At 65.0% G+C, this 20,958-nt stretch carries 21 protein-coding genes; 12 read left to right on the plus strand and 9 right to left on the minus strand.

Features of this window, described 5'->3' with window-relative positions:
• Window positions 1–26: 26 nt before the first annotated feature.
• Together IAU68_RS11560 and groL are read right to left on the minus strand one after the other, a co-directional pair.
• Window positions 27–155 carry a hypothetical protein gene (locus IAU68_RS11560; RefSeq protein WP_268908693.1) on the minus strand — a complete coding sequence of 43 codons (129 nt, stop codon included), beginning with the start codon at window positions 153–155 and terminating at the stop codon, window positions 27–29.
• Between the two features lie 406 nt (window positions 156–561).
• A complete protein-coding gene (gene groL / locus IAU68_RS10070; protein ID WP_171193753.1) occupies window positions 562–2,202 on the minus strand; it encodes a chaperonin GroEL in 1,641 nt (546 codons plus the stop codon).
• Between the two features lie 375 nt (window positions 2,203–2,577).
• Between groL and IAU68_RS10075 the strand changes: the two genes are divergently transcribed.
• The 7 genes from IAU68_RS10075 (at window position 2,578) to IAU68_RS10105 (ending at window position 10,514) form a co-directional block, all read left to right on the plus strand.
• A complete protein-coding gene (locus IAU68_RS10075; protein WP_171193754.1) occupies window positions 2,578–3,933 on the plus strand; it encodes a dipeptidase in 1,356 nt (451 codons plus the stop codon).
• A 171-nt stretch (window positions 3,934–4,104) separates the two neighbouring features.
• Entirely contained in the window at window positions 4,105–7,080 is a 2,976-nt protein-coding gene (locus IAU68_RS10080; RefSeq protein ID WP_171193755.1) for a Na+/H+ antiporter subunit A, read from the plus strand.
• On the plus strand, window positions 7,081–7,542 hold the full coding sequence (locus IAU68_RS10085) for a Na(+)/H(+) antiporter subunit C (protein ID WP_171193756.1): 462 nt from the start codon (window positions 7,081–7,083) through the stop codon (window positions 7,540–7,542). It abuts the gene before it with no gap.
• On the plus strand, window positions 7,532–9,316 hold the full coding sequence (locus IAU68_RS10090; RefSeq protein ID WP_407928711.1) for a Na+/H+ antiporter subunit D: 1,785 nt from the start codon (window positions 7,532–7,534) through the stop codon (window positions 9,314–9,316). Before IAU68_RS10085 ends, IAU68_RS10090 begins: the two co-directional genes overlap by 11 nt.
• Window positions 9,317–9,838, plus strand: coding sequence for a Na+/H+ antiporter subunit E (locus tag IAU68_RS10095; RefSeq protein ID WP_171193757.1), 522 nt, complete (start codon window positions 9,317–9,319; stop codon window positions 9,836–9,838).
• On the plus strand, window positions 9,835–10,113 hold the full coding sequence (locus tag IAU68_RS10100) for a monovalent cation/H+ antiporter complex subunit F (protein WP_171193758.1): 279 nt from the start codon (window positions 9,835–9,837) through the stop codon (window positions 10,111–10,113). The genes IAU68_RS10095 and IAU68_RS10100 overlap by 4 nt, the downstream gene beginning before the upstream one ends.
• Complete coding sequence (locus IAU68_RS10105; RefSeq protein ID WP_171193759.1) at window positions 10,110–10,514, plus strand: monovalent cation/H(+) antiporter subunit G; 405 nt, start codon at window positions 10,110–10,112, stop codon at window positions 10,512–10,514. Before IAU68_RS10100 ends, IAU68_RS10105 begins: the two co-directional genes overlap by 4 nt.
• Here the strand turns inward: IAU68_RS10105 and IAU68_RS10110 are convergent.
• The 3 genes from IAU68_RS10110 to IAU68_RS10120 form a co-directional block, all read right to left on the minus strand.
• On the minus strand, window positions 10,511–11,641 hold the full coding sequence (locus IAU68_RS10110; protein ID WP_171193760.1) for a glutamate--cysteine ligase: 1,131 nt from the start codon (window positions 11,639–11,641) through the stop codon (window positions 10,511–10,513). The two genes, IAU68_RS10105 and IAU68_RS10110, sit on opposite strands and share 4 nt — an antisense overlap.
• A gap of 286 nt (window positions 11,642–11,927) precedes the next feature.
• The gene (locus IAU68_RS10115) at window positions 11,928–12,908 is read right to left on the minus strand and encodes a LytR C-terminal domain-containing protein (RefSeq protein WP_171193761.1); all 981 of its coding nucleotides are present in this window, start codon (window positions 12,906–12,908) and stop codon (window positions 11,928–11,930) included.
• A gap of 50 nt (window positions 12,909–12,958) precedes the next feature.
• Complete coding sequence (locus tag IAU68_RS10120; protein WP_171193762.1) at window positions 12,959–13,165, minus strand: DUF3263 domain-containing protein; 207 nt, start codon at window positions 13,163–13,165, stop codon at window positions 12,959–12,961.
• Between the two features lie 15 nt (window positions 13,166–13,180).
• Here IAU68_RS10120 and IAU68_RS10125 point away from each other — a divergent pair, with 15 nt between their 5' ends.
• The 5 genes from IAU68_RS10125 to cls are packed head-to-tail and all read left to right on the plus strand — an operon-like array spanning window position 13,181 to window position 17,554.
• Window positions 13,181–13,753 carry a peptide deformylase gene (locus IAU68_RS10125; protein ID WP_171193763.1) on the plus strand — a complete coding sequence of 191 codons (573 nt, stop codon included), beginning with the start codon at window positions 13,181–13,183 and terminating at the stop codon, window positions 13,751–13,753.
• Between the two features lie 45 nt (window positions 13,754–13,798).
• Entirely contained in the window at window positions 13,799–14,707 is a 909-nt protein-coding gene (locus tag IAU68_RS10130; RefSeq protein ID WP_171193764.1) for a hypothetical protein, read from the plus strand.
• A gap of 3 nt (window positions 14,708–14,710) precedes the next feature.
• On the plus strand, window positions 14,711–15,307 hold the full coding sequence (locus IAU68_RS10135; protein ID WP_171193765.1) for a GNAT family N-acetyltransferase, cg3035/Rv0428c family: 597 nt from the start codon (window positions 14,711–14,713) through the stop codon (window positions 15,305–15,307).
• A gap of 4 nt (window positions 15,308–15,311) precedes the next feature.
• Entirely contained in the window at window positions 15,312–16,103 is a 792-nt protein-coding gene (locus IAU68_RS10140; RefSeq protein ID WP_171193766.1) for an exodeoxyribonuclease III, read from the plus strand.
• Window positions 16,100–17,554, plus strand: a complete 1,455-nt coding sequence (gene cls, locus IAU68_RS10145; RefSeq protein ID WP_171193767.1) for a cardiolipin synthase — start codon at window positions 16,100–16,102, stop codon at window positions 17,552–17,554. Before IAU68_RS10140 ends, cls begins: the two co-directional genes overlap by 4 nt.
• Before the next feature lie 185 nt (window positions 17,555–17,739).
• Here cls and IAU68_RS10150 read toward each other — a convergent pair whose 3' ends face one another.
• From IAU68_RS10150 to IAU68_RS10165, 4 genes are all read right to left on the minus strand, one after another.
• Window positions 17,740–18,339, minus strand: a complete 600-nt coding sequence (locus IAU68_RS10150; protein WP_171193768.1) for an endonuclease domain-containing protein — start codon at window positions 18,337–18,339, stop codon at window positions 17,740–17,742.
• 473 nt (window positions 18,340–18,812) lie between these two features.
• Window positions 18,813–19,544, minus strand: coding sequence for an ABC transporter permease (locus tag IAU68_RS10155; protein ID WP_171193769.1), 732 nt, complete (start codon window positions 19,542–19,544; stop codon window positions 18,813–18,815).
• A complete protein-coding gene (locus IAU68_RS10160) occupies window positions 19,537–20,460 on the minus strand; it encodes an ABC transporter ATP-binding protein (RefSeq protein ID WP_171193770.1) in 924 nt (307 codons plus the stop codon). The genes IAU68_RS10155 and IAU68_RS10160 overlap by 8 nt, the downstream gene beginning before the upstream one ends.
• A complete protein-coding gene (locus IAU68_RS10165; RefSeq protein WP_171193771.1) occupies window positions 20,453–20,932 on the minus strand; it encodes an NUDIX domain-containing protein in 480 nt (159 codons plus the stop codon). Before IAU68_RS10165 ends, IAU68_RS10160 begins: the two co-directional genes overlap by 8 nt.
• Window positions 20,933–20,958: the final 26 nt, after the last annotated feature.

The following is a 20,958-nucleotide window of genomic DNA, read 5'->3' on the forward strand; positions in this document are numbered from 1 at the left end:
AAGAGTGGTGAAGGGGTAGAAAAGACTTACTTCGAGACCTTGGAGGCGAAGTCCAGGAGGGTCTTCGGGGTCTTGGTGAAGAGCTTGGACAGGTTCTTCGCGAAGGTGGCGAAGTCAGAGAGAGCGCTCTTAGCGGTCTTGAGATCGAAAGGCATTGGTTTCCCCTATTCGATAGGTGCCAGTGGTTGTCTGGCAAAACTTGACAGGTACTGACACCCAGCGGGCGTCACAGCGGTTATTTTGCCACAGGTAACGGTCGCGTCAAGGGGAACTGACAAACAAACTTGCGCGCTGCCAGGGTGTTTACAGACAGCGTGTGTTAACCGAAATGTAACCTTCTCCGTGATATTCCCGTTACCTGCCCCGACCGCCGCGCCAAAGTAAACACCATCTAAATTCGTTGATTTCGGCGTAACTTGGACCGGCGAAATTGCGATGTATCCGGACCCGTTCAGACACGGAGCACGTTGTTGGTTACACCTATTCGGGGGGTCGTCGATAAGCAATCCCGCACATAAAAAAGCACGCCCCGAGGGGCGTGCTTGCACAGGCGGGGCAGATTTACATCATGCCCATGGCCTCCGGATCCATGCCGGCACCTGCGGCGCCAGCCGGCTCCGGCTTATCAGCCACGACAGCCTCGGTGGTGAGGAACAGCGCGGCGATGGACGCGGCGTTCTGCAGCGCGGAACGGGTCACCTTCGCCGGGTCGGCGATGCCCTGCGCGAGCATGTCCACGTACTCGCCGGTCGCTGCGTTGAGGCCCTCGCCGTCCGGGAGGTTGGCAACCTTGTCGGCCACCACGCCCGGCTCCAGGCCAGCGTTCAGAGCGATCTGCTTTAGCGGGGCGGACAGCGCCTCGCGGACGATCTTCACGCCGGTTGCCTCGTCGCCTTCCAGGCCGAGGTCGCCCTCGAGCTCATTAGCGGCCTGCAGGAGTGCCACGCCACCGCCGGCGACGATGCCCTCCTCCACAGCTGCCTTCGCGTTGCGCACAGCATCCTCGATGCGCAGCTTGCGCTCCTTGAGCTCCACCTCGGTGGCGGCGCCGACCTTGATCACCGCAACACCGCCGGCCAGCTTGGCCAGGCGCTCCTGCAGCTTCTCGCGGTCGTAGTCGGAGTCGGAGTTGTCGATCTCAGCGCGGATCTGCTTCACGCGGCCGTCGATCTGATCCTGCTGGCCCGCGCCCTGGACGATGGTGGTCTCGTCCTTGGTCACGACAACCTTGCGCGCCTGGCCAAGCAGCTCGATGCCCGCGGTCTCCAGCGACAGGCCGACCTCTTCCGAGATGACCTGGCCGCCGGTGAGGATCGCGAGGTCCTGGAGCATTGCTTTACGACGATCACCGAAGCCCGGAGCCTTCACCGCAACCGACTTGAAGGTGCCGCGGATCTTGTTCACCACGAGGGTGGACAGGGCCTCGCCCTCGACGTCCTCGGCGATGATGAGCAGCGGCTTACCGGACTGCATGACCTGCTCCAGCACCGGCACGAGCTCCTTGACGTTGGAGATCTTGCCCGAGACCAGCAGGATGTACGGGTCCTCGAGCACAGCCTCGCCACGCTCCATGTCGGTGGCGAAGTATGCGGAGATGAAGCCCTTGTCAAAGCGCATACCCTCGGTGACCTCGAGGTCCACTCCGAAGGTGTTGGACTCCTCGACCGTAATCACGGACTCCTTGTTCACGGCACCGTTGCCCACGGCGTACATCGCCTCGGCGATCTTCTTGCCGATCTCCGGGTCAGACGCCGAAATACCAGCGGTGGAAGCGATCTCCTCCTGGGTCTCGACCTCCTTCGCGCCGTCGAGCAGGTACTTGGTCACCTTGTCGGTGGCCGCCTGGATGCCGCGCTTAATGCCCATCGGGTTAGAACCTGCGGCCACGTTGCGCAGGCCCTCGCGCACGAGCGCCTGGGCAAGCACGGTAGCGGTGGTGGTGCCGTCGCCGGCGACGTCGTCAGTCTTCTTGGCGACTTCCTTGACCAGCTCAGCGCCGATCTTCTCGTACGGATCCTCGAGATCGATCTCGCGAGCGATGCTCACGCCGTCGTTGGTGATGGTCGGGGCGCCCCAGGACTTCTCCAGCACCACGTTGCGGCCCTTCGGGCCCAGCGTGACCTTCACGGCGTCAGCCAGAGTGTTCAGGCCGTTTTCGAGGCCGCGGCGTGCTTCCTCGTCAAATGCAATCATCTTTGCCATGTGAGTGTGTCACTCCTTATATATAGGCGTTCATGGACGATCACTCAGGTCGTCGGTGCAAGCAGGCGCCCGCGACGGCACGGCTGACGAGTGGTCTCAGCCTCACCCGCTTTGTTCGTTTATTTGGCACTCGGTTTACGTGAGTGCCAGGCACCATTTTTAGCACTCGGCGGGGTTGAGTGCAAGAGACGCAGGGCTGCGTTTCGACTCAGGATGCTTACCCCAGGATGCTTATTGCCCGACGTTTCCGATTTCGGGCAATCGCAGCACACTCGAGGAGTAAGCATCCTCGGGTAAGTATCTAGCCCCGGTAAGCATCCTCGGGTAAGCATCTAGCCCCCGAACTGGCACTTGCATCACTGCTAGCGTGGTGCCATGACTGACAACGCACCGAACGCAACCTACACACCGCAGCGCGACCGCATCTTCGCCGACATGAAGAAGTTGGTCTCCTTTAACTCTGTGCACTCCACCCCGGAGTTGGCTGACCAGCACGAAGCGGCCTGCGCTTGGACCGTCGAGGCGCTGGAAAACCTCGGCCTGGAGGTCACGCGCTATCCGACGGTGGATGACGCGGATACGATCGTCGCCACGAAGCCCGCGAACAACGGCGCCCCGACGGTGCTGCTCTACTCCCACTACGACGTCGTCCCGGCGAATGACCCGGAAGCGTGGACAAACGACCCGTTCGACCTCACTGAGCGCGACGGCCGCTGGTACGGGCGTGGCGCCGCCGACTGCAAGGGCAACCTCGCGATGCACCTGGAAGCGTTGCGCCTCGTCGAAGAAAACGGCGGCACCGACCTCGGCCTCAAGGTGGTCGTGGAGGGCTCCGAGGAGCTCGGCGGCGACGACGGCCTGGGCAAACTCATCGAGGAAAAGCCGGAGGTCTTCGACGCGGACGCCATCCTCATCGCGGATACGGGCAATGTGGCGGTTGGCGTGCCGACGCTGACGACGTCGCTACGCGGTGGCGCGCAGGTCGTCGTCAAGGTGGAAACGCTTAAGGGCGCGGTGCACTCCGGTTCCTACGGCGGCGCCGCACCCGATGCAGCCCACGCACTGATGACTATCGCAACCTCGCTTTTCGACGAGCACGGCCGCACCACCATCGACGGCGTCGACACCACCACGAAGTGGGAGGGCGACGCGTACGACCGCGAGATGTTCCGCTCGGATGCGACCGTGCTCGACGGCGTGCAGCTGCTCGGCACAGTCGACGACGACCCGGCCGACCTGGTCTGGGCGCGCCCGGCGGTGACCATGATCGGCTTCACCTCTACCCCGGTCGCCGAGGCGATGAACGCGGTGAACCCGCGCGCGGAGGCGCAGTTCAACCTGCGCGTGCCGGCCGGCCAGAACTCGGAGGAGGTCGCGCAGAAGATGGTCGAACACATCAAATCCCACACCCCGTGGGGCGCGAAGGTGGACGTTGAGGTCAGTGGCGTGAACCAGCCGTTTTCCACCGACGTCACCGCCGAGGCTATCGACCAACTCGGCCAGTGCTTGAAGGAGGCGTACGGGGCGGAGGACCTGGCGATCGTCGGCACGGGCGGCTCGATCCCACTGACCACCACACTGCAGGAGCAGTTCCCCAACGCCCAGATCGCGCTGTACGGCGTGGAGGAGCCGCTGTGCGGAATCCACGGCGTGGACGAATCCGTGGACCCGACGGAAATTGAACACGTGGCCATCGCCGAGGCCATGTTCCTGCAGCGCTACGGTAAGTAACGAAAATTCGCTACAGTGGCCGAAAGACGGCCGCGCCACTGGTGTTGACGCGTTGTATCTTGTTGCCGCAAAGGCCAAGTTATTTCAGTGTGAACTTCAAAAGCCACCTTCACTAGAGGGGTTAGGCGCGCCCACGCTATGACCTGCCTTTGAAGGAGGGCCGCCAGGAACGTGCTCACGCTACTTCTCGCGCTCATGGCCGCCAGCACCATCGCCCCGGTGCTGCTGCGGACCATCGGGCGCTCCGCATTCGCGATACTGGCACTCGTGCCGCTCGCCGGCTTTATCTGGGTGGTCAAACTCTTCGTCGACGGCGTGTTCAGCGACGGTGGCGAAGTGCTCTCGACATTCGTCTGGATGCCGTCGACCAACCTCAACTTAGAATTCCGCCTCGACGCGCTCGCCGGCTTATTCAGTCTGATCATTCTGGGTGTCGGGGCGCTTGTGCTGTTGTACTGCTGGGGCTATTTCGACTCCAACCCGCGCAGGCTGGCCAAGTTCGGGTATGAGCTGAGCGCGTTTGCCACGGCCATGTACGGCCTGGTCATCTCCGACAACTTCCTGCTCATGTACGTGTTCTGGGAGTTGACCTCGATCCTGTCGTACATGCTGGTCTCCTACTACGGGGAGCGGGCAACGTCGAGACGCGCCGCGATGCAGGCGCTCATGGTCACCACCATGGGCGGGCTCGCGATGCTGGTGGGTATCAACCTCCTCGGCTTCAAGGCAGGCATCTGGCGGATGTCGGAGGTCCCGCAGATCGCCGACATCGAAAACACCCCGGCCATCTCCGCCGCGATCGTGCTCATGATGCTCGGCGCGCTGACCAAGTCGGCCCAGGCGCCGTGGCACTTCTGGCTGCCCGGCGCGATGGCGGCGCCGACGCCGGTGTCGGCCTACCTGCACTCGGCAGCCATGGTCAAGGCGGGCATCTACCTGGTCGCCCGCCTCGCGCCCGACCTGTCGGCGGTGAACACCTGGCACCTGGTTGTGCTGTCCACCGGCGGGTTCACCATGCTGCTCGGCGGCTGGATGGCGCTCAAGCAGCGTGACCTGAAACTGGTGCTGGCCTACGGCACGGTCAGCCAGCTGGGCTTCATCATCACCGTCATCGGCGTGGGCTCCCGCGAGGCGGCGATGGCGGGTCTTGCGATCACGTTCGCGCACTCGATGTTCAAGGCGGCGCTGTTCATGATCGTCGGCGCCATCGACCACACCACCGGTACCCGCGACATCCACGAACTGTCCGGCCTGGGCAAAAAGCAGCCGTGGCTGACCTCGCTCGCGGTGATCTCGGCGGCGTCGATGGCGGGTATTCCCCCGCTGTTCGGGTTCGTCGCTAAGGAAGCTGCCCTGGATGCGATCCTGCACGAGGAACTGCTCACCGGCATGCCCGGCAGGATCACGCTGGTGGTGCTGGTGGTCGGCTCGATTCTGACGATGGCGTACTCGCTGTACTTCCTGTTCGGCGCGTTCGCGTCCAAGCGCGAGCACAACCGCGAACCGTCCGAGGCCGTGTTGGGCATGCACCGCGTGGGCCCGAAACTGTGGCTCTCCCCTGCCGTACTCACCGCAGGGACCGTCGCTTTCGGCATTGTGCCGGCGGTGCTGTCGCGGCCGATCAACGAGTACCTCAACGTGCGCTTCCCGGACGTCGACGGCTCGCAGTTGGCGCTGTGGCACGGCTTCAACATCCCGCTGGCGCTGTCCGGTGTGATCATTACCGCCGGCGCGATCATGTTCTGGCAGCGCGACCTGGTCGAAAAGGCGCAGTTCGATCGCCCTGCACTCGGCAGTGCGAACGAACTGTGGGACAACATCCTGCACACGCTGCACCGCTGGTCGCTCAAACTCACCGCGTCCACGCAGCGCGGCTCGCTGGCGATCAACCTGGCGGTCATCTTCTTCGTCCTCATGGTCGTCCCGCTCGCCGCGCTCATCCTGGGCTCGTCGAACAACATCCGCATGATCGTGTGGGACAATGTTTGGCAGGGCCTGATCGTGATCATCATGGCGGGTATGGCGTTCTTCGCCACCTTGCAGCGCAACCGCCTCTCCGGCGTGGTCATGGTGGGGCTGACCGGCTACTGCCTGGCCATGATCTTCGTGTTGCACGGCGCACCGGATCTCGCGCTCACACAGGCGCTCGTGGAGACGATCGTCATGGTCGTGTTCATGCTCGTGCTGCGCAAGATGCCCACCGAAGTCGAGCCGCGTAACGACGACAACCGCGTGCGCGCCTGGCTCTCCATCGGCACCGGCGTATCTGTGGTCACCGTCGCCATGACGGCGATGTCCGCGCGCGTGGCAGAACCGATCTCCAAGACAATGCCGGAACTGGCCTACGAGATCGGCCACGGCCGCAACACCGTCAACGTGCTGCTGGTCGACCTGCGCGCGGCCGATACCTTTGGCGAGATCACCGTGCTGGTTATCGCCGCCACAGGCGTGGCCAGCCTCATCTTCGGCACCGGCCGGTTCGACCCGTCGTCGCGACGCCCAACGCTACAAACCACCAAGGCACGCTGGCTCGCCTCCGGCGTGAACGACGAAACGGCCCAGAACCGCTCACTCATGGTCGAGGTGGTCACCCGCCTGCTGTTCCCGTCGATGATGCTGCTGTCCGCCTACTTCTTCTTCTCCGGCCACAACGCGCCAGGCGGCGGATTCGCCGGCGGGCTCGTCGCTGCACTTGCGCTGACGCTGCGCTACCTCGCCGGCGGTCGCAAGGAGATCGAGGCGACGTTGCCGGTGCACCCGGGCAAGGTGCTCGGCGTGGGCATCTTGCTGTCGGCCTCGGCCGCGATTGTGCCCATGTTCTTCGGCTACGCGCCACTGACCACGGACTACGCCACGTTCACGCTGCCGCTGATCGGCGAGTTCGACGTGCCGTCCGCGCTGATCTTCGACGCCGGCGTGTACGTCATCGTCGTCGGCCTGATCATGCACGTGCTCGCCTCCATGGGCGCCCACCTCGACCGCGAGGAGGACACCCGAAAGCAGCGCGCCCGCGACCGCGCCGTGGAACTGCAAGAAAAGAACCGTCGCCGCCGGCGCTGGCAGGAGCGCGAGCGCAAACTGCGCTTCAGCGAGAGGGCGGCGGTGGCGAACAGTGGGTCGTCGATAAGCAAAGGCACGGAGGACTAAATGGAAGCGAACCTGTTCCTGCTCATCGGCTCGGGCGTGCTCATCGCGTGCGGCGTGTACCTCATGCTGGACAAGGTGATGACGCGCATGATTTTGGGCGTGCTGCTCATCGGCAACGGCGCAAACCTGCTTCTGCTGCAAGCCGGCGGCCAAGCAGGCTCCCCGCCGATCCTCGGCCGCGACTCCAAAGCCGCTGCCGACACCGCCGATCCGCTTGCGCAGGCGATGATCCTGACCGCGATTGTGATTTCGATGGCGATGGTGGGCTTCATGCTCGCGCTCGCCTACCGCCAGTACCGCTACCGCACCGACGACGTGGTCGAGCGCGACGAAGAAGACCGCGCCATTGCGGTGCGCCCGACCACCCCGACGGGCGACCGCGACGAAGAGGAAGCGGCCGGCAAGGCGTCCACCTCCGCCTCGTTCGAGGAACCGGTAAAGGGGGCCGACAGTGAGAAGTAGCCTCATCGAACTCGCCGAATGGGCGCTGCCGGCCATGCCGTACCTGACGATCATGCCGATCCTGCTGCCCGTGGTCGCCGCGGCGTTCATCCTGGTGTTCCGGGGCGTGAACCTGCAGCGCACCATCGCGCTGGGCACACTCGCGCTGTTGACGGCAATCTCCGCGTTGATGATCGTCATCGCCGACACCCACGGCATCCAAACCGTGCAGATGGGCGGCTGGGAAGCCCCGATCGGCATCACCCTGGTGGCCGACAGGTTGTCGTCGATCATGTTGTTCGTCTCCTCCATCGTCCTGTTCGCCGTGATGTGGTACGGCATCTCGCAGGGGCTTCGCGACGGCGACGAGGACGACCCCGTCGCCGTATTCCTGCCCATCTATATGCTGCTGACCATGGGCGTGAACCTGTCGTTTCTCGCGGGCGACCTGTTCAACCTGTACGTCGGCTTCGAGGTCTTCCTCGTCGCCTCGTACGTGCTGCTCACCCTGGGCGCGTCCCCGCAGCGCGTGCGCGCCGGCATCGGCTACGTCATGGTGTCCATGGCCTCGTCGATGGTGTTCCTGTTCGCGCTGGCGCTGATCTACGCGTCCACCGGCACGGTGAACATGGCGCAAGCGGGAATCCGCATGGAGGAACTCCCGCTGGGCACCCGCTCGGCGATCTTTGCGACGATCCTCATCGCCTTCGGCATCAAAGCCGCCATATTCCCCCTCGACGCGTGGCTGCCGGACTCCTACCCCACCGCTGCGTCCATCGTGACCGCAGTGTTCGCGGGCCTGTTGACCAAGGTGGGCGTGTACGCGATCATCCGCGTGCGCTCCACCGTGTTCACCGCCGGCGCGCTCGACTCCATGCTCATGTGGGTGGCACTGTTGACCATGATCGTCGGCGTGATGGGCGCGATCGCGCAAAACGACATCAAACGACTCATGTCGTTCACCCTGGTCAGCCACATCGGCTACATGATCTTCGGTGTCGCCCTCGGCTCGGTTGCAGGCTTGTCCGGCGCGATCTTCTACGCGGTGCACCACATTTTGGTGCAGACCTCCCTGTTCCTCGTCGTCGGCCTAGTCGAGCGCCAAGCGGGCTCCGCGCAGCTGCGACGCCTGGGTTCGCTGCTCTACACCGCGCCGGTCATCGGCGTGCTCTATCTCATCCCCGCGCTCAACCTGGGCGGCATCCCGCCGCTGTCCGGCTTCCTGGGCAAGGTCATGCTCATCCAGGCCGGCGCCGTCGACGGCTCGTGGCTGGCGTGGGTCCTCATCGGCGGCGCCGTGGTCACCTCGCTGCTCACGCTCTACGCCATGATGACCGTCTGGTCCAAGGGCTTTCTGCGCGACCGTGCCGACGCCCCCGAAGGCGACGTCGTCCTCGCCCGCCCCTCCAACCTCGCCGAGCGCGGCGAAACCGTGGCCGCCGGCGACCGCGACGACGTCGGCCGCATCCCCGTCGGCATGTTCCTGTCCACCGCGCTGCTGGTCATCGCGTCCACGTCGATCACGTTCCTCGCCGGTCCGATCTCCAACATCACCGACCGCGCCGCCCAATCCGCCAAGGACGTGTCCATCTACCGCAGCGCAGTGCTTATCGACGACCCCGCCAACGCCACACGCAACCCCGCTGGCTTCACCGAACCCGACGAATCCGACGGCGGCCACGACTCGCTGACCAACCGCGATTCCGTACGCCCCACCGCCCCCGTGGAAACCGGTGTGACCACCGAGCGCGTGCCCGCCCCCGTCGACGCCGAATCGAACGAGGTGGATGAGTAAATGCAACCGATCCGTGGCTTCCGCCACCGCTTCCGCCCCGCCTTCGTCGCCTGGCTCACCTTCATGTGGGTACTGCTCATGGGCGAAGTGTCCTGGGGCAACGTCGTCGCCGGCTTCCTGCTGGCCATGCTCATCGTGCTCGCCCTGCCGCTGCCGAAGGTGCCGCGCTCCAGCAACAAAGTCCACTGGCCGCGCCTTATCGGCTTCGTCCTCGAGTGGCTCTGGGACCTCATCCTCGCCTCCGCCAAGGTCGCGTGGCTGTCGCTGCGCCCGGCGCCGCAGCCGAAGAACGCGATCCTGCGCGTGCCTATGCGTGTGAGCAACGAGATGGTGTTCTACCTGGCCACCAGCGCCTACAACCTGCAGCCCGGCGGCACCATCACCGACATCGACCTGGCCAACCGCGAATGGACCATCCACGTCCTCGATGCCGACACCGAAGCCGACATCGAACGCGAGATTGCTAACGTGCAGAAACTGGAGCGCCAAATGATCGGCATCTTCGAAAGCAGGAGCAAATGAGCGACACGATCTACAACATCTTCCTCGCCATAGCCGCCGTCTTCCTCTTCGCCGGCTTCTTCGTCTTCGCCTGGCGCGTCATCGTCGGCCCTGACTCCATGGACCGGGTGCTGGCCAACGACGGCATCACCGCCTCCCTGCAGTGCGCGCTCGCGCTCTACATCTGCTGGACGCTCGACACCACTGTGGTCAACGTCATGATGGTCATCGCCATGCTCGGCTTCATCGCGTCCCTGTCCGTCGCCCGCTTCCGCAAGAGGGATGGTTCCCTATGATCGCCGACATCATCTCACTGATCTTCATCCTGCCCGGCGCGTTCATGGTGTTCTCCGCCGCCGTTGGCGCCGCCCGCTTCAACTCCACACTCGCGCGCGTGCACGCCATCACCAAACCCCAGACCACCGGGTTGGTGCTGCTCATGACCGGCACGATCATCCGCGTCACCACCGCCGAGCGCTTCGGTGTGCACGAAAAAGGCGACATCGGCATGATGGTGCTGCTCGTCATCTTCGCCCTGATGACCAACCCGGTCACCGGCCAGCGCCTCGGCCGCATCGCGCGACGCGAGGGCCTCTACGGCGGCGAGGAGCAACTCACCCGCAACGACCGGCCCGCGAGCTACCACCCGCGCCGCATCAACCCCAACAAGCCCACCGAGGTGGAACGCCCGACCTAGATGGTCAGCTCCCACATCTCGTCGCAAGTCGCGTCGACGACATCCTTCCAGTCGCCGGTGCGCTCGTAGATCGCGCGCTGACGCTCATACCCCGCGCCGCGCTCCGCAATCTCGCCGACCAGCAGCAGCTCGTCGACGCAGCCTAAGTCTTCGGCCACGGGCATGAGTTCGTCGATAAGCAATGTGAGCTCGTTTTTAATCCAGTCCTCGTCCGTGTCGCGGCTCGTGATCACCAGCGCGTCCATGCCGTAGCGCGCGCCGCGCCACTTGTTCTCCGCGACGTGCCACTGCTGCAGCGTGGGCAGTTCGTCGCCGCGCTCGAGCATGCGGTCGTAGTGCACAACCAGGCAGTGCGTGAGCGCGACGACGGCCGCCAACTCGCGCAAGTTACTCGTCGCGTCCGAGATGCGGACCTCGATCGTGCCCCACTTCGCGGCCGGGCGGACGTCGAAATGCATCGAGCCCGTGTGGTTGATCACGCCGGAGGTCTGTTGGTCGCGCATAAAACCGACCCACTCGTCCCAATCCTGGAACTGGTACGGCATGCCCGCAGTGGGAAGTTGCTGGTAGAGCATCGTGCGGTTCGACGCGTAACTCGTATCGATGCCATCCCACCCCGGACTCGACGCACTAATGGCGAGCAGGTGCGGGTACTTCGTCATCACCGCGTTGATGATCGGCCACACCTTGTCCTCGTGGCTGATGCCGACATGGCAGTGTATGCCCCACAGCAGCATGTGCTGGCCCCAGTACTGGGTGCGGTTCACGATCTCCTGGTACGTGTTCTTCGGGCTCAGCGGGTTCGTGCGGAAATCCGAAAAAGGATGGCCGCCACTTGCCCAGAGTTTGAGGCCCATCTCGTCCGTGACCTCTTTGATCGCGTCAAGGTCCTTTTGCAGCGCCGCGATCGCATCCTTGGTGTTCGTGCAGATCGGCGTGACCAACTCGATGGTGTTCTTCAGAAACTCCGGCTCCAAGTGGACGTCCGGGTTGCGTTTCTGCACCTCGTCGATGACCTCGGCCGCGCGCGGCACCAGGTCGCGCGTTTCCGGGTCGACGAGACAAATTTCCCACTCCACGCCGAGGGTGGGGGCTGCCGACCTGGCGAAATCACGAAACGGATCCATAAGCGCCCAGCCTATCCCGTTCCGGCGCCTGCGTTGCTACGTCGGCGGGGTTTTTATGCGGTTTCGGGTCCGCGGCCCATGCAAATGGCGCATCCTGCATGGCGCATTTCGCCGCTTATCGACGAAATGTACCGTCCAGAATGCGCCATCCAGGCCGTGATGGGCGGTGCCGGGCTCCTCTGTGCCCCAGATGTAGAGAATGCAACGTAGAAAACGCCTGTTTTTGGCCATTCTCCGCGTTGCATTCTCTACATCTGTGCGGTGCCGGCGCGATGCCGGTCTAAAACTAGCCGGCGAGCACCACCGCGACCGCGCTGCGGTTGTTCGCGGCCTGCTCCGGCAGGCTCACAGCACCCTCCGGGATGTCGTTCTTCGCACGCGCGGTGCCACCGACGCGACGGGCGATGTCGGCCGCGACCTGCTCGGCGCCCGGGGTGGCCGGGTCGAAGAAGACGTAGGTCTCCGGGAACACGCCGTACTGCTGCTCCGGCATGTTCATCGCCGCGGCGTCCGGCGACTGATTAGCCACCCGGAACTGCCCCTGGAGCTGGTCGGCGGTGCGGCTAGCCAGGTCGGCGACGCCGGAGTTGTTGTAGACGAACACCTCAGCGTTGCCGCTGTTGAGCTGCGCGCCCTGCGGTGCCGGTGCAGCCGGAGCCGGAGCCTGAGCGTCGCCGTCCCGCGCATTGTCGTCCTGCGCGTTCGGGTCGCGCGGTGCGGTCTCGGACGCCGGCGCGTTCGGGTCGCGCGGTGCGGTCTCGGACGCCGGCGCGTTCGGGTCCTGCGACGCGCCGGCCTGACCTTCCTGCTGCTGACCATCGGCCTGAGCCGGGGATGGGGCGACGACCTCGGTGGACGTGGAGGTCTCGGTGGAGGCGGCGTTATCTGCGGCGTTGTCGTCGCCGCCCTTCTGCGTCATCGCCCACAGTGCCCAAAGCAGGAGCAGGGCGGCGACGGCAATAAGGATCATGGCGAGGCCGCGACGGGGCAGGCCGCCCGCGGCGGCACCGGAACCAGCACCAGCGGCGACGGCGGTGGAGCCGCGGCGCTCCGTCTCCTCGGCTGGGGCATTGATGTAGTTACCGTCGACGTAATCGGAGCCCTCGTCGTAGTCGGGCTCGATGTAGTCGGCGTCGTCGTCGCGGCGGTGGGCGCCGCGGTAATCCTCGGGCTCGTCGACGATTTCGGCGTCGAGCGGCTCGTCGTAACGCGCGCTGTCGGTGGAGTCGTAATCGAAGGGTTCGTTGCCATCCTGGTCTCTAGTCACATCGGCAACTCTAACCACAGGAAGTTACAAAGGTGGGGCAACACACCGTGTTAGGCGTCGCGAAGCCTCTGCAGCCGGCGCACGAGTTGGGGCTCGGCCGCAAGCGCCTCCGAGTTGTCCAGGAGGATGTTTAGGCGCTGGTAGTAGCGGATCGGCGACATGCCCAGTTCGGTGCGGATGGCGTCCTCGCGGGCACCGAGCGAACGCGGGGCTCGGGCGGCGAAGCGGAGCACGGCGAGGTCGGTGTCGGTAAGCATGCCTAATATATTGGCATGACCATCCGACCCATCGTTATCCACGGCGACCCTGTGCTGCACGAACCGACCAAGGAAGTCACCCAGCCAGTCGAGGAGCTCCAGGAGCTCATCGCCGACATGCACGAGACCATGGACGCGGCCAACGGTGTCGGCCTCGCCGCGAACCAGATCGGCGTGCCGCTGCGCCTGTTCGTCTACCACTGCCCCGACGGCGACGAGATGCGCCGCGGCACCGTGATCAACCCGGTGCTGGAGACCTCCGAGATCCCGAAGACCATGCCCGCCGACGACGGCAGCGAGGAGGAAGGCTGCCTGTCCGTGCCGGGCTACGGCTGGCCGACCGGCCGCGCGGACTGGGCGAAGGTGACCGGGCTGGACGAGAACGGCAACCCGATCGAGGTCGAGGGCACCGGCTTTTTCGCCCGCTGTCTGCAGCACGAGACCGGCCACCTCGACGGCTATCTCTACACCGACGTGCTCACCGGCCGGTTTAAGAAGGAAGCCAAACGCGTGATCCGCGACAACGGCTGGAAGGAAGCCGGCAACACCTGGATGCCGGGCGAGGACGAGGACCCGTTCGGCCACTAGTTCGCGCTATGATGCGTGGGACTGTCTATTTTTCCGGAGGCCCCCATGCGCATCACCGCTGCCATCGCCGCGACGGCGCTCACGCTGACCACCCCCGCAGCGCCTGAAAGCGAGCTCGAAGCGTTGCTTGACGACGTCACCGCCACCCGCACCACCTCCCTCGACGCCCTCGAGGACGCCGACGGTGACGACGAGGTCCGCGAGATCCTCACCGAGTGGCGCAAAGACCTCATCGACGCCGCCGACACCGTCGCCGACCTGCGCGAAGACGCCGGCGAGCTGACCGAGGACGAGGAAGCGGAGTTCGACGACGCCGCCGACGCCATCAAGGCAGAGCGCGCCGGCGTGCGCAAACTCCGCGCGGAGCTGTTGCTTGACGACGACACCGTGGTCGTCCCCACCGCCGCCGAGGAACTCTCCGGCCTCTACGGCACCACCTTCTTCGACGCCCTAGAGCGCTCGGAGGACGGCGACGTGCGCATCGTCTACGCCATCCCGGGCGCGGACACCACTACCACCGAGCCGACCGTGACCGCCGAGCCGACCCCGGCTGCCACCAACCTGCGCCTGCGCGCCGAGCGCATGCAGGAAACCACCACAGAAACCTCCACCGAGTCGAGCCCGTCGAGCAGCGAGTCCAGCACCGAGACCTCCCCGACGGAGACGACGGAGTCATCCACAACTACCTCCTCCTCATCCCCTTCGACCACTTCCTCCAGCTCGACTGCCCCGTCGATCATGCAGAACCGCACCACGTCGGCGACGTCGACGACGAGTAAGAGCACGACGCGCTCGTCGTCAAGCACGTCGCGCACCACCACGACGAGCAACGAACGCGACGACGACCTCGCCGACACCGGCACCCCGATGCGCGGCCTGATTGGGCTGGGCGCGCTGGCGCTGCTGGCCGGCGTCGCGTTCCTGCTGCCGGGTTCCCGCGCGGCGCGCCGCTAAACCGTGTCGCGCATTTTCCGCTCGGACGACGTGGTGGTCGGCGACCGCGTCGTGGTCCGGCAACGCCGCGGCGAGCACGCTAGCGACATCGTCGGCCACGTCGTCTCCCTCGACCCGCTGGTGGTGCGCCCGCAGGAGGTCGGCGGCTTCCCGTCGTCCAAGGAGGCGATCCGGGTGGACAACGTGCACATCATCAAAAAACTGTCCGCCCGCACCGTCCGCAACTCCGAAATCCGCTCGCTCGAGCGCAAGCTTGCCGATGACCTCCCCACCACCGATGAAGCCTGGGCCGAAGGCTGGCTGATGCGCACCGGCGACACCGACGAGGCGAACTCCGCGGTCCCGCTGGGGCCCTCCGCGGGCCTGCAACCGGTGCCGATCGACACCATCCGCGCGTTCTACCGCGAGCGGAACCTGCCAGTGCGGCTGCTGATCCCGGAGCGCATCGGCAAGCCGGCGCTGAAGCTTCTCGACGACACGTGGACACTCGCCGAAGAACAAATCGCTTGGGTGGACGGGGGCCGGTACGGGGTGTCGTCGCTAAGCGAACTGCCTGGTGGCGCACTCGAACACCACCGTCGGCGGCTGGCGCTAGGCTAGGCGCATGCGAATCGCCACCTGGAACGTGAACTCCGTGCGCACCCGCGCGGAACGCATCGCCGCATTCCTGGAGCGCAACGACGTGGACGTGCTCGCGATGCAGGAAACCAAAACCGCGGACGCGAAATTCCCCTACGCCACCTTCGAAACCGCAGGCTACGAGGTCGCGCACGTGGGGGTCAGCCAGTGGAACGGGGTGGCCATCGCCTCGCGGGTGGGCCTGGCCAACGTGCGCGATGCCTTCGACCGCCAGCCCGAGTTTGCGAAGAAAGGCACACCGGAGGTGGAGGCGCGCGCCGTCGGCGCCAACTGCGGCGGGGTCGAGGTGTGGAGCCTCTACGTGCCCAACGGCCGCGAAATCGGCGACCCGCACTACGACTACAAACTGCAGTTCCTCTGGTCGCTCGCCGACACCGTCCGCCCCGGCGGCATGCAGGTTTTCATGGGCGACTTCAACGTCGCACCGCGCGACCAGGATGTGTGGGACGTCTCCTGGTTCGAAGGCAAAACGCATGTCACCGAACCCGAGCGAGCCGCGTTCCAGATGCTGCTCGAGGCCGGCCTGTACGAAATCGAACACGACTCGCAGTACACCTTCTGGGACTACAAATCCATGCGCTTCCAGCACAACGAAGGCATGCTCATCGACTTCCAGCTCGCCACCGCCCCCATGCGCGACCTGGTGCAACAGGCCTGGGTGGACATCGACGAGCGCCGCGGCAAAGGCGCCTCCGACCACGCGCCCGTGATCGTGGACTACGACACCCGCGGCCTGGCCTACGACGAGGTGCGATGAACTTCGACCTGTCCTGGTGGCAGTTCGCGGCCATGCTCGTGGACTACACCATCAAATTCATCATGATCGGTGTGGTGCCGGGCGGGCGCAAGCCGTCGTCTGCAAACGCGTGGCTGCTGCTCATCCTCCTGCTGCCGTTCGTCGGCCTGCCGCTATACCTGCTCATGGGCTCGACGTTCGTGTCGCGGCGCCGCCACCGCATCCAAGTCGAGGCGCGCCGCAACATCGACGACATCAACCTCGGCGTGCCCGACCTCACCGCCGGCCTGCCTGCCGAAACTGCCGCGGTGGTCCGTCTCAACCGCGCACTGACCGGCTACCCCGCCGTCCCTGGCGACGTGCGCGCCCTGTGGACCGACTACCGCAAAACGATGCACCGCATCGCATCGCTTATCGACGACGCCACCACCACCGTCAACATCGAAATCTACGCCGTCGCCTGGGACGACACCACCGACGTGGTCTTCCAAGCCATCGAACGCGCCGTCGCCCGTGGCGTGCACGTGCGCCTCCTGTTCGACCACATCGGCTCCCAGAAATACCCCGGCTTTCGGCGTCTGAAAAAGCGGCTCACCGACATCGGCGTGGACTGGCACATGATGCTGCCGCTCGACCCGCTGCACGGCCGCTGGCGACGCCCCGACCTGCGCAACCACCGCAAACTCGTCGTCGTCGATTCGCGTGTGGCATTTCTGGGCTCCTTCAACCTCATCGACCGCGGCTACCTCATCCGCCGCCACGTGCGCGCCGGCCGTCAATGGGTCGACGCCTTCGTGGAATTGGAAGGGTCCATCGTGGCGTCGACCGAGTCCATGTTTGCGGTGGACTGGTACACGGAATCTGGGGAGGTGATTGCGCAGCGGGCGGTTGAGGGGTCGTCGGCAAGCGCTAATGTGCTCCAACTCGTCCCCTCGGGCCCCGGGTACTTCACCGAGCCGAACCTGCGCATGTTCGTGTCCATGATCCACAACGCCAAAGAGCGCATCACGCTGTGCTCGCCGTACTTCGTGCCCGAGGAATCGCTTCTCGAGGCCATCACCTCCGCCTGTTACCGCGGCGTACGCGTCGACCTGCTCGTCTCCGCCAAATCCGACCAATTCATGGTCCACCACGCGCAATCCGCCTACTACGAGCAACTTTTGAAAGCCGGCGTGCGCATCTGGGAGTTCCCCGCGCCGTTCGTGCTGCACACGAAGTTCATGCTTATCGACGACCACCTGCCCACCTCCGTCGCCGTCGTCGGCTCCTCCAACATGGACATCCGTTCCTTCACCCTGAACTACGAATCGTCCCTGTTCGTCGCCTCTGGGTCGCTGTTGTCGATGCTGTCTGCGCTGGGTGCGCGCTATCTGGCCGTCTCGCGCGAGTTGACGCTGGAGCGGTGGGCGCAACGGCCCTGGTACCGGCGCTACATTGACAACGTGCTGAAACTGACCTCGGCCCTGCAGTAGGGGTGGCGCTGACGGTGTCCCTGCCCTTGCCTCCCGGTGCCCGCGTTCCCCGTGTGCCCGCGCCACACCAGCCCCTCCAGCCCCACCCGTGTTCCTGTACCGCCAAATGGCGCATTGTGGGTGGCGCATTTCGGCTCAAATCGACCAAATGCGCCATCCACAATGCGCCATCTATGCCCAAACACTCACCAGGGAGGCAGCGCCGGGACCGATACCGGCCCCGTCATCTCAGACTTCTTCTTCGCATTCACAATCCGTCGCAGCACTTCCGTCTCACCCATATTCATCTCCTTGGGGGTGATGCGAATGATCCAGTACCCCATCTCACGCAGACGATTTTCGCGCTCGATGTGCTTAAGCGCTGCGTCCGGGTTGTCTTTAAACTTCGCTCGGCCGTCGATCTCAATAATCAAGGTTCCCCAGAGCAAATCCACCCTGTACGGTCCGATACGCATTTGTTCTTGCGGAAAGATGCCGTTCCGGTTGAGGAGCTGCCTCACCAGTGATTCATATGGAGACTCCGCAAGGGTCGAAGACCCCTCGAGCGCATGACGAGCGTTTTCAATCCCCCGTTTGCCCACAAGTCTGTGGACCGTCTCCTCCAACTCCGTCCGGATTTGCGCTTCAAGGAACGGCGGTTGGTTGTAGAAGAGGCTGTCCATCGCAACGATTCCCTCTTTCACGCCGTGCCATCGCGCGATATCGACCGCGGTACGCACCGGCCTGGTGACGCTGACCTCGCCCTGGTCGCCGAGCGTGTCGATGTCTATCTCTGAAAGCGTCATCCGCCGGTATGCCACACCTGGAGCCCGCTGTGAATGCCGAGGCACCCGGCTTTTCGGGTTTGCCAGCTCGATGTCGTACGACGACGGAACCACCCAAAGTCCCGTCACTGTCGCAGCTGCCCGGCCGACGAGAACGGACGTGTACGTCGACGCCCCCACCGCCCAACACCGCAGGAATTGCTGTTCGTGGGGCGCTAACTGCCCCCACTGATCTCTAGGAACAAAGCGTGTCGACGATAACTTCACGCACACCTGCTCCGCAGCCTTCCCCCGGCCCACCAATGTTCCAACTAAAGTTTTTCGGTCCATGTTGCCCCCTCCCCCGAGACGGTCACGATTGTATCCCTGCGTGAGCCACTGCGCTGGTTGATAAAAGCTAGATGGCGCATCCTACATGGCACATTTCAGCAAAACATGCCGAAATGTACCGTGCAGAATGCGCCATCCAGGCTGCAAACGCCCCCAAAAACCACCTACGCGTCGCGCGCCTCCAGCGAGACCACGCCGGCGATCCACACCCCCACGGCCCACACTGCGAAGATGAGCAGGGACACGCCGAGGCCCCAATGCTGGGTCGGCTGGTTGGCCATAAACGCCATGAGGTTGCCAAATGGTAGGAACTTGGCCACGTCGGCGCCGAAGCGAGGAATGAGGCCGACGACGGTTTCGACGAGCAGCATCAGGCCCATCGCGATGACGATCACGCCGGAGGTGTTGCGCACGAGCCAGCCGAGGCCCTGGGTGAACATGGTGATCAGCGCCATGCCGAGGGGGACGGCCCACAGTGCGCGCTGAGAGGCGGCGTTCGAGGGCCAGTTGGCGGGGACGGAGGCGGTGAGGTCGCCAAGCACGAACGCGGCGACGAGTCCGAGCAGCGAGACAACGGCGGCGAGGACGGCCCCGAGCAGGAGTTTCGCCAGCGCCACCCGCCAGCGCTTGGGGGCGACGCGGAAGTTGGTGGCCGGGATGCCGAAGCGGTATTCGGTGGTCACGGTCATCGCAGCTTGCACGATGACGACGATGCCCACGGTCAGGCCCACGGACGCGACAACGGTCAGCGGCGCGTACGGCATGCCACTAATCCGCGAGGTGTATCCGAACAGCAGGCCGTACAGGGCGGAGAAGGCGATGATGAGCCCGGAGGTCCACCAGAAGGAGGCGGTGGTGCGCAGTTTGGTCCATTCGGCCGAGATGAGGTTAAGCATTGGGCACCTCCGCGGATACGTATTGGGCTTGGTCTTCGGTGGTTTGCATGTAGGCCTCCTCGAGTGAGGCGCGGCGCTCGGTAAGTTCGGCGAGCTGCACGCCGGCGTTGAAGGCGAGGGCGCCGATGGCGTCGGAGGAGCGGTCCGGGATTTCGAAGGCGGGGCGGCCCTCACTATCGACGACACGCTGGTAGGCCACCCCACCCAGCGCTGCTTCGAGCGCCTGGGGGTCAACCGCGCGCACGACGGTGGTCACGCCGGAGTTTTCGCGGATGAACTCGGCGACGGAGGTGTCGGCGACGAGGCGGCCGCGGCCGATGATGATGAGGTTTTCGGCCGTTTGCGCCATCTCGGCGAGCAGGTGCGAGGACACCAGCACGGTGCGCCCCTCGGCGGCCAGCGACTGGAGCAGGCCGCGCACCCAGCGGATGCCGGCGGGGTCGAGGCCGTTGACGGGCTCGTCGAGGATCAGGTATTCGGGGTCGCCAAGCAGCGCACCGGCGATGCCGAGGCGCTGGCCCATGCCGAGGGAGAAGCCGCCGACGCGTTTGCCTGCGACGTCGGTGAGGCCGACGAGGTCGAGGACTTCGTCGACACGCGAGCGCGGGATGCCGGCGGCCTGGGCCTGCCACAGCAGCGACGCGCGGGCGGAGCGGTTCGGGTGCACGCCCTTGGCGTCGAGCAGGGCCCCGACTTTTCGGGTGGGGTTGGGGATGTCGCGGTAGGCGGTGCCGTCGATAAGCGAGTGGCCCGCGGTGGGCTTATCCAGGCCCAGGATCATGCGCATGGTGGTGGATTTACCTGCGCCGTTGGGGCCGAGAAAACCGGTGACCACGCCGGGTTTGACCGTGAACGTGAGGTCATCGACGGCTTGGACGGGTCCGTACCGTTTGGTCAGTCCTTGGACTTCAATCATGCGGTTCAGTATGCACCATCGCGCGGGCGAGCACCGTGTCCAGCGAGGCGGCGAAGGCGGGGTGCAGCGCGAAGGACGGCAGTGAATCCAGGGGGACCCAGCGCAGTTCTTCGGATTCTTCGTTGGCGGTGACGGCCAGGGGTTCGTCGCAAAGCGCGATGACCGTGGTGTAGGTCCAACTCGGGAACTCGGTGGAGACGAACGTGTCGACGACCGTGACCGAAGCGGGGTCGATGGCGCACTCCTCCACTGACTCGCGAAGCGCCGTCGTAGCAGGAGTTTCGTGCGAATCGATCGCGCCGCCGGGGATGCCCCACGTGCCGCCCTGGGCGGTCCAGGTGGCGCGGTGCTGCAGGAGCACGCGGGCGGAAGTGCCGGACCCGGCGATGAGAAAGAGGCCGGCGGCCCCGTGAACGCCCCAGAGTTTCGTGCCGTTGGGTGCTGTGACCCAGCCGTTTCCGTCGCCAAGCATGCCCCTACTGTAGGTCGTAGCGGTTA

Source organism: Corynebacterium lujinxingii (assembly GCF_014490555.1).
Taxonomy (GTDB): Bacteria; Actinomycetota; Actinomycetes; order Mycobacteriales; family Mycobacteriaceae; genus Corynebacterium; species Corynebacterium lujinxingii.

What these genes read in the sequence shown, in the direction of transcription:
- IAU68_RS10110 (WP_171193760.1), bottom strand. Translation starts at nt 11,641, where the DNA reads ATGGATCCGTTTCGTGATTTCGCCAGGTCGGCAGCCCCCACCCTCGGC.
- IAU68_RS10120 (WP_171193762.1), bottom strand. Translation starts at nt 13,165, where the DNA reads ATGCTTACCGACACCGACCTCGCCGTGCTCCGCTTCGCCGCCCGAGCC.
- IAU68_RS10125 (WP_171193763.1), top strand. Translation starts at nt 13,181, where the DNA reads ATGACCATCCGACCCATCGTTATCCACGGCGACCCTGTGCTGCACGAA.
- IAU68_RS10105 (WP_171193759.1), top strand. Translation starts at nt 10,110, where the DNA reads ATGATCGCCGACATCATCTCACTGATCTTCATCCTGCCCGGCGCGTTC.
- IAU68_RS10150 (WP_171193768.1), bottom strand. Translation starts at nt 18,339, where the DNA reads ATGACGCTTTCAGAGATAGACATCGACACGCTCGGCGACCAGGGCGAG.
- IAU68_RS10075 (WP_171193754.1), top strand. Translation starts at nt 2,578, where the DNA reads ATGACTGACAACGCACCGAACGCAACCTACACACCGCAGCGCGACCGC.
- cls (WP_171193767.1), top strand. Translation starts at nt 16,100, where the DNA reads ATGAACTTCGACCTGTCCTGGTGGCAGTTCGCGGCCATGCTCGTGGAC.
- IAU68_RS10140 (WP_171193766.1), top strand. Translation starts at nt 15,312, where the DNA reads ATGCGAATCGCCACCTGGAACGTGAACTCCGTGCGCACCCGCGCGGAA.
- groL (WP_171193753.1), bottom strand. Translation starts at nt 2,202, where the DNA reads ATGGCAAAGATGATTGCATTTGACGAGGAAGCACGCCGCGGCCTCGAA.
- IAU68_RS10160 (WP_171193770.1), bottom strand. Translation starts at nt 20,460, where the DNA reads ATGATTGAAGTCCAAGGACTGACCAAACGGTACGGACCCGTCCAAGCC.
- IAU68_RS10165 (WP_171193771.1), bottom strand. Translation starts at nt 20,932, where the DNA reads ATGCTTGGCGACGGAAACGGCTGGGTCACAGCACCCAACGGCACGAAA.
- IAU68_RS10095 (WP_171193757.1), top strand. Translation starts at nt 9,317, where the DNA reads ATGCAACCGATCCGTGGCTTCCGCCACCGCTTCCGCCCCGCCTTCGTC.
- IAU68_RS10085 (WP_171193756.1), top strand. Translation starts at nt 7,081, where the DNA reads ATGGAAGCGAACCTGTTCCTGCTCATCGGCTCGGGCGTGCTCATCGCG.
- IAU68_RS10155 (WP_171193769.1), bottom strand. Translation starts at nt 19,544, where the DNA reads ATGCTTAACCTCATCTCGGCCGAATGGACCAAACTGCGCACCACCGCC.
- IAU68_RS10100 (WP_171193758.1), top strand. Translation starts at nt 9,835, where the DNA reads ATGAGCGACACGATCTACAACATCTTCCTCGCCATAGCCGCCGTCTTC.
- IAU68_RS10130 (WP_171193764.1), top strand. Translation starts at nt 13,799, where the DNA reads ATGCGCATCACCGCTGCCATCGCCGCGACGGCGCTCACGCTGACCACC.
- IAU68_RS11560 (WP_268908693.1), bottom strand. Translation starts at nt 155, where the DNA reads ATGCCTTTCGATCTCAAGACCGCTAAGAGCGCTCTCTCTGACTTCGCC.